Annotated in this window: 4 protein-coding genes and 1 pseudogene; all 5 read right to left on the reverse strand. The window is 64.8% G+C overall.

Translation table 11 applies throughout. The features are described from left to right. A partial coding sequence (locus AC2H6A_RS18835; protein WP_484275256.1) for a nuclear transport factor 2 family protein occupies positions 1-267 on the reverse strand: 267 nt, incomplete at its 3' end. Between the two features lie 121 nt (positions 268-388). Continuing rightward, positions 389-778 carry a membrane protein insertion efficiency factor YidD gene (gene yidD, locus AC2H6A_RS18840; RefSeq protein ID WP_484275257.1) on the reverse strand — a complete coding sequence of 130 codons (390 nt, stop codon included), beginning with the start codon at positions 776-778 and terminating at the stop codon, positions 389-391. 126 nt (positions 779-904) lie between these two features. Next, positions 905-1,219, reverse strand: a complete 315-nt coding sequence (locus tag AC2H6A_RS18845; protein WP_484275258.1) for an addiction module antidote protein — start codon at positions 1,217-1,219, stop codon at positions 905-907. Between the two features lie 6 nt (positions 1,220-1,225). Next, positions 1,226-1,501 (reverse strand): annotated as a pseudogene (locus tag AC2H6A_RS18850) (type II toxin-antitoxin system RelE/ParE family toxin); the annotation flags it as partial. A gap of 504 nt (positions 1,502-2,005) precedes the next feature. Next, positions 2,006-3,133 (reverse strand): hypothetical protein, encoded by a 1,128-nt coding sequence (locus AC2H6A_RS18855; protein ID WP_484275259.1) that lies wholly within the window; start codon positions 3,131-3,133, stop codon positions 2,006-2,008. Positions 3,134-3,310: the final 177 nt, after the last annotated feature.

Consider the following 3,310-nt stretch of genomic DNA (forward strand, 5'->3'; position numbering starts at 1 on the left):
GAAGACCTGGTTTCCCTCTTCCACGAGGGCCAGGATGTCGCAGGTGTAGCTTCCCAGCGCCGCGGTGACCGACTCGACATAGCCAATGAAGGGTTGATGTCCGACTAGAGTCGGGCCGAGTGATCCGCGAAAGGTAAAGTCGGGATGAAAGATGCCGGGTACCAGGCTGCTATCCGCGCGGTTCCACATATCCTGATAGAAGGTGCGAACAATCGCCTTCTGGTGCGACAGGGGAGCGCCAGAGAAATCGAGGGGCGTGTCGTGCATGGTGGGTGTGATTCTGCTGATGTCTGATGACAGCCGTGTCCTTGGCGGCCTGACCCCGCAACCATCAGCTCAGGCACTTCGCCCGTAGTTGCCATCTGGTGCGGTGTGTGAAGAATTCCGCCTAGAAGAGTGATGGCCCCACGCAACAGCAATTGATCCCCAGATCAGCCGCGCACATCTTCTTCTTGTGCTCGTCTGGCCTGGATGAGGGAGTCGGGAGGCCTGAATCCTGGCCGTCAGGCCATGCACGACTTGCACCCACCCCGTGCGCCTGCGCATGGACCAGCCAAGGCGCCGTCATCAGCGCTCTGCTTGCGATTGCGCAAGACCGGAATCGTCTGGGCAACCAGGTGACAAATGCAAGCGAGCCCCTGCGCTTCAGAACCCGAACGGCCCAGTCTGAACACGACATGCGTCCATGGAGCGCCGCGTAAGCGCAGCGATATCCCTTGTGCGGCGACACATAGCGCCGGTAAACCTCGACTGAGAACTGGAGCGCGGGTGTGAGCATGTGGCCTTTCGTGAAGCTGACCGGCGTGCGGCAGTGGGCGGCGATCGGGCCAGAATGAAATAAGGCCCGGGTGACGAACGCTGTTGCGCGTCCGGTTGAGCGTAGGGTCAGACGTCTGGGTACCTGTTACGCAGCTTGAGCATGCAGCTTGACGCCAAGTGCACGAGCTACCTTGAGCACCGTGGCGAAGCTCGGATTGCCATCGGCGCTCAGGGCTCGGTACAGGCTCTCCCTGCTCAGGCCGGCATCCTTGGCCACCTGGCTCATACCTTTGGCTCGGGCAATATCACCCAGGGCCTTGGCAATCCCGGACGCATCGTCAGGGGCCTCCTCCAGCCAGGCATCAAGGTACGCGGCCATCTCTTCGGGCGTGCGCAGATGCTCTGCGATGTCATAGGGTGTGGTCCGCGTCCTGGACGATTTGCTCGGCGCACGTGGCATGGCTCGCTACTCCCGAAAGTTCTGAGCTAGCTTGATTGCGAGCTCGATGTCCTTGGATTGGCTCGACTTGTCGCCTCCGGCCAGTAGAAGCAATAGTCTCGACCCGCGTTGCGAGTAATAGACCCTGTAGTCAGGGCCAACGTCGATCTTGAGCTCCGAAACACCGCCGGTGAGGTTACGGTGCTGACCTGGGTTTCCAGCGATCAATCGCTCGACTCGGACGAGAATCCGGGCTCGGCCTGCAGCGTCCTTGAGAGGGTCGATGCATCGGGCGTACTCGTCAGTCTTTTCAACCCACCCGAGCCAAGTGTAGCCTACAAGCTACGTTTGTCAAGGTGGCAGCACGAGTGACGCCTAACGTTAAAGCTCAGCGGCGAGTGAAGCGAGTCCGCCGGAGCGCAGGGTCAGGAGGCGGAGCATAAAGCGTGAAGCCAACCGGGGTGCGGCAGCGGGCGGGTGCCGGGCCTCGGTGAAATCGGAGATTGGCCAGTGGCACGTGGGCTGCGGTCGGCTGTGAGTCAGTGAGAATCACTTGTGCTCGATCGCAGATCCGACCAGACCGTCCGAACGCGACGAAGTCCGAGGCGAAGCGTGCTTCCTGAAACCTCACGCCGAAGCGATTGGACTGCTGCCGCATCGACGCCTCGAGCCACTGCAGCTCAGCCTGATCGTCTGGCGAGAGCGGTGGCAGGTCCCTGGTGTCAGTTGTGCGGCCTGGCGTTCGGAAGTGGATGTCGACTTTCCTCTGACAGTGCTGCTCTGGCGCGCTGGCGCTGCTCAGCCGCCTCAGCGCCAGAGGTCGACGCGCCACACCGAGAGCTCCCGCTGGACCTGACCCGAGGCGAGTTCAGGCTCTGTTCCGATGGGAAGCACCCGGGCGATCAGCGGGCTGCCCCGCCAGTTCACGCAGTCCGCGGCCTCTGCAGCAGTCAGGCCGCCTGGCAGTGCCACCCTCGCCACGTACCCGTCGCCAGAGCGGGCCATCTTGACCACCTGGGCCCCCGTTTCCGGGGTCTTGCACATCAGCCTGTTGAGCTCCTTCTCGATGCGAAAGGCGCTCGGTCTCCGGGCGGCGCCGCCGTGCGCGGGGCTCACCAGGATCTCAGCGATGTATCGGTTTACCACCCAGTACGGCTCCTGCACGAACGCGTACGCCAGGTCCGACGCGAGCAGACGGTCCTCGATTCTCAGCATTGCGTCGGAGTTCGCGGCGATGAGCTGCAGCCTCGTGCCTTCGCCCTCGGCCTTCATCATGCCGATCGTGGCTCCGCCGGTGAGCTCAGACACCCGGGCGCGTAACGCCTCCTGGGCCCGCTCGGCGGCCAATTTCGCCGGGTCGGGCAGCTTGGGCGGGGGCGGTGCCAGGCTGGCCGGCATCCAGTGATACGTGTCGATCTGCGCTCGCCGGCCGAGGAGACGCGGCACACTGATGCGCGCCGAGTCGTAGGAATAGAGATTCGTGCGCTCGACGCCAGAGAAGCGCAGCTCGAAGGTCAGCCCACCGCCGCCCGCGCGCCGCAGTCTGACCAGCGTGCCCCCCTCGAGGTAGGCGCGCTCCTGCCTGCGGGCGGCAGGCACCTGTTTGCGAAGGGACACCCAGCCGTCGGCGCAGTCGTAATGCGTGCCGAAGGCGAGGGGCGCGCGGGGGTAGGGCGTCGTTGTCCGCGTGTCCGGCGCTGATACCAGATCGAGCTGCATCGTGCGGCCGTCAGGGCTCGCGGAGATCTCGAGGTCGTGGGCTTCGGCGGGCCACACCTCCAGTCGCAGCGCGGTCATCACCTCACGGTGGCCGGTCTCCAGGGACGGATGCCGATCGGGCATACGGTACCGGCCGGTCAGGTCGGGACAGCCCCCGGCGGCATGGGCCAAGCCCGCGGTCAGGAACCCCAGCAGCAGCAGCAGGATGGAACGCATGCGCCGCATGCTCGTTCACGCGGCCGCGGCGGACCACCGGGTCAGTTCGGACGGCCGATCGCGCGGGACGGGCGGTGCCGCAAGAAAGACCGTGTCTGGCTGCCCGAGGTGCCGCGCCGGGCAGGCGATGATCATCGCGGCGATCCTGGAGATACAGCGTCTGGAGGCCGCCGCCTG

Source organism: Quisquiliibacterium sp., from assembly GCF_982640115.1.

Coding starts and splice junctions, on each gene's coding strand:
- AC2H6A_RS18845 (WP_484275258.1), bottom strand. CDS start 1,219: ATGCCACGTGCGCCGAGCAAATCGTCCAGGACGCGGACCACACCCTAT.
- AC2H6A_RS18855 (WP_484275259.1), bottom strand. CDS start 3,133: ATGCGTTCCATCCTGCTGCTGCTGCTGGGGTTCCTGACCGCGGGCTTG.
- yidD (WP_484275257.1), bottom strand. CDS start 778: ATGCTCACACCCGCGCTCCAGTTCTCAGTCGAGGTTTACCGGCGCTAT.